Consider the following 3,989-nt stretch of genomic DNA (forward strand, 5'->3'; position numbering starts at 1 on the left):
TATGGTGGTGTGCAGATCCCGCGTGTCGGCGATGAAGTGGTCGTGGACTTTATCAACGGCGACCCGGATAGACCAATCATCACAGGCCGCGTGTACAACGAAGCAAGCATGCCGCCGTGGGCGCTGCCTGCGGCGGCCACGCAGATGGGCTTCTTTAGCCGCAGCAAGGATGGGCATAAAGATAATGCCAATGCTCTACGTTTTGAGGATAAGGCTGGGCAAGAGCAAATCTGGATCCATGCTGAAAAAAATATGGATACCGAGATTGAGCACAGCGAGACACATGACGTCGGGGTCGATCGTAAAAAAACCATCGGTCAGGATGAACACGTGATGGTTAAGCGCAACCGCCACGTTAATGTGGGGGGAAATTCAACCAGCAATACGGGTAACCAGCACAAAATCAATGTGGGTAAAAACCAGACTGTATTGACTATGGATAAAGAGGGAAATGCTCTTCTGGAAGCGACAACCTCCATTAAGTTGAAGGTGAATGATAACTATATTCTTATCACACCATCGACCATCGAAATTATCGTTTCCGAAGGTACACTGAAGGCGGAAAGTATTACTGAAGCGTCATTCAAAGGGACAGAGATGACGAAACTAGGGGGGGGAATAAATGCCGAGCTGAAAGCTAACGATACGATCAATATCAGCGGCACTAATCTGACGGATGTTAAAGGCGCTGTCGTTAAAATTAACAGCTAATTTTCAGTGGAAGGATAGTAATAATGGGACAGCCTGCCGCCAGAGCGACCATAGATACCAGTGCACATACGGGGCCAATACAGTCAGGAAGTCCCGACGTAATCATCGGCGGTTTTCCAGCTGCCCGAAAGGGCGATACGTTATCTTGTTCAAGCCACGGAAGTGGCGTCATTGTTGGTGGCTCCAGCACGGTCTTCGTTAACGGTATGCCTCTCGTACGTAAAGGAGACAAGACGCAGTGTAATGCCAGCGGCTCGCCTGCACCTGCCGCACAGAAAACAGCTGCACCACAGTACTGGGGCGGCACGCTGGCGAAAGATGCCGGTGAAGATGGAATGATGCACGGTGATCATTATGATGCTCGCGTTCTGGGTGCCTATGCCAGCCTGGAGGATAAGAACCTCAACGGTGATGTTGATACCGCTTCGGCTGGCTTTGCGTTCTCAGATATTACCGTCGGCAATATGAAAAGTAAGGATTTAATGCGTGCGGAGATGCGTAATAAGCTCGCCGTCGCCAACGCTACTGGTTCTGTGTATGGTGGTGGTAATAATATTTATGGCCTGAATGCTAATGCTACTGCGACAGGTGTGCAGTACGGCGGCTCTGCCGCCGCTGGTAAGGAAGGGACACTGTATGGCGGTATTGCAGGGGATGTCACCATCGGCACGGCTGAAGCCAAAGCCGTGGGTGAAGTGTATACCGGCAACAATGGGCGATACGGATTCACGGCTGATGCTGGCGCGGAAGCGAAAGGGATAAAAGGCGAAGCATCTGGTAATCTTGACATCCTGGGTATCGTTTCCGGGGAAGCAAAAATTGACGGTAGCTTAGGGTCTGCAGGTGGTTCTATCGGCGGAAGTGCTTTCTGGGATACGACTGACTATTCAGCCAATGTAAGGTTGACGGGAGGTGCTGCGGCGCTAGTGGGTTTGAAAGGCGATGCGAGTTTAAAAGTGGCGTTCAAACCTATCCTGGATTTCTTTGACTATTTATATGGTGATGATGAGCAAACTTCATCTTCTGCTCCGGTAGATAGTGGGGATGGTGCAATTATTACCGGGTGTGTTACTGTTTTGATTGGTGATTAAAGGTTGCATGGGGATGAGTACGTAATGAAATGGATTGGTTTTACGCTATTTGTAATTATCACGCTGATTTATATCTGGAATGGGAAAGATCTGTACACAAAAAAAGAGTGGCGTGGTTTAGGATTGAAGTTTATCTCAGTGCTAATCGGCTCGTTTGTGTTGGTTTTCATTCTTGTTGGGGTGTCAAAATTCATACCATTAATTACTAAGGAAACAGCGCGAGCGTTAACTGTCCTTATACCTGCTTCGTTCATTACGATATTATTTTCAAAGTTTTTCGTCGTTATGCTAAGTGCCATCTTCGATATCATTATACGTTTTCATGAGCGTTATAATACTGCTGCGAACTACACAAGATTATCATCACTGTTCAACAAATATGGGCCAAAACTGCGTATGCTGGTAAAATGTCTGGCATCGTTTGGCTGTATCCTTATGTTCTACGGTATTTGGTTTGGCAGTACAGTCTGAGTTGAAGAGGTTTTATGAACACCGACAATAATTATGTTTTTCCAGTAGCGTCAACCAAAAGTAACGAAGACATTGAGGCGAACTACTGGAAGTGCCTGTACACCTCAACTGATAAAAAAATGCTTCAGTACTGGGTGGTTTTGCCAAAGCGCGTCAAACCTGCTGATCTGACTCCTCGACATATTGCCGAAGTTGGTTTGACTAATCTTGGACGCTACCTAACGAGCGATGCGCAGCCCTATATGGAAGTATGGGCCGCTTATGAACGCTGTCAGTGGGAGATGAATCCTGCGGATTGGTTGTTTAACAAGCTGGATTTGATGGGCGAGAAAGTGCTGAACCAGCGCTTAATTGTACATCCTTCCGGTAGTGGCCTGTTTGCAGATGTATTGACCCTCAAAACGCACTCTTCCGGCGATGAGGTGATTTCACGCTATACCGTACAGAAGGATTACAATCCGGAAGAGGGCGGCGGAAACTATTTCCTGATTAAAGCGGCCTGTGCGGCGCGTGATTATCCGGCACTGGCGAACGATATTCACTTTACGGTGGTGAACTGGGATTTACTGCATCGTAGCAATCTGGCTCTGGCCGAACTACTGAAGACTGTGAACCTCAGCGCTAAAAACAGCAGCAGCTTTAAAGTGCCGGAATCCTGGCAGGTGAAGCCCCTGACAGAAACGCGCCTGGTGGTCGAGCATACGTTTGATGGTATTAACTACGGTGTTATTAATCTTTGCTTTTACTCGCAGGAGATGCTGTTTACCGCGCAGGATGTTTTTAGCGTCTCAACAAAACGATTTCACGATCATGAACCTGCCGTCACGCTGGCTACTGAAGCCCTGAGCACTGTTCCCAACGAATTTAATCCCTCCTTAGGTGAAACACTTTCTACCTGCCGGGGTGAAATTGTTAGCACTGAGGAAAAAATGCGCGCCATATACCAGTGTTATATTTTCGGTGTGGGAAACATCTGGTGCTATGCAGAACTGGTGGGCAAACACTGTAATCATCGTGATTATCACTTCGAGGCCAATAAACGCTGCCTCGAAATTATCCTTTCAACATTTCATGTTGAAAGAGCCTGAGTCATTAACTGGCATTTAAAAAATCACGTGGGAGCGTGGGGTTTTATTTCGATGCCAGTCGTTGAACTCGATAGTAAATAGTACATTTGCCACAGGACTTTTTTACTTGTGGCTCTTTATCAGATTAGCATCTTCTCTCCTCTTCCGCACAACACTCACTACGCCTGAGCTCAATAGTTTGTAATATATTATTAGCAATAAACTATTACGGGAAAAGACTATATTTTGCTGAACGGATAGACAACTTCTTTTTCCACTAACGTAAGGAAACGGGAGAGACTGCGGTGCTGGTGGGTTGAAGGGGGCTATGGGATACTCAGTCACGGAATGATAAGTTTTTACTGATGATGTTGCATTATGGGTGTTGAAAAATACATTTTTTCCTCATCTGGTTAAAAGGTCAGGAAAAAGAGAGTCGGATAATTTTTGGAAATGTCTCTACACTGTCCCTGAAAAAGAGATGTTGCATTTACGGAATAAAAATTATGCTCAACCGAATTACCGTCCAGCTCCCGGTCGAGGGGCTACTTTTCTGGAAACTCTCCGGCCGTGAGGCGATGTCCGAGTCGTTCGCCCTGACGCTGACGCTGCTTGGCACGGATGCGCGCATTGACCGCAGCAAACTGCT

Annotated in this window: 4 protein-coding genes; all 4 read left to right on the plus strand. The window is 47.0% G+C overall.

Going from position 1 to position 3,989, the window contains the following annotated elements:
* Positions 1 to 711: type VI secretion system Vgr family protein (locus tag ACJ9N4_RS20640; protein ID WP_411500767.1), on the plus strand; the 711-nt coding region annotated here is incomplete at its 5' end.
* Between the two features lie 23 nt (positions 712 to 734).
* Positions 735 to 1,802 carry a PAAR domain-containing protein gene (locus tag ACJ9N4_RS20645; RefSeq protein ID WP_395121557.1) on the plus strand — a complete coding sequence of 356 codons (1,068 nt, stop codon included), beginning with the start codon at positions 735 to 737 and terminating at the stop codon, positions 1,800 to 1,802.
* Between the two features lie 24 nt (positions 1,803 to 1,826).
* Positions 1,827 to 2,273: a hypothetical protein gene (locus ACJ9N4_RS20650; protein WP_182919924.1), complete on the plus strand. Its 447-nt coding sequence runs from the start codon at positions 1,827 to 1,829 to the stop codon at positions 2,271 to 2,273.
* Positions 2,274 to 2,287: 14 nt separating this feature from the next.
* Complete coding sequence (locus ACJ9N4_RS20655; RefSeq protein ID WP_182919923.1) at positions 2,288 to 3,361, plus strand: hypothetical protein; 1,074 nt, start codon at positions 2,288 to 2,290, stop codon at positions 3,359 to 3,361.
* Positions 3,362 to 3,989: the final 628 nt, after the last annotated feature.

It is taken from the genome of Enterobacter sp. LM3, assembly GCF_046622475.1.
GTDB classification, from domain to species: domain Bacteria; phylum Pseudomonadota; class Gammaproteobacteria; order Enterobacterales; family Enterobacteriaceae; genus Enterobacter; species Enterobacter cloacae_P.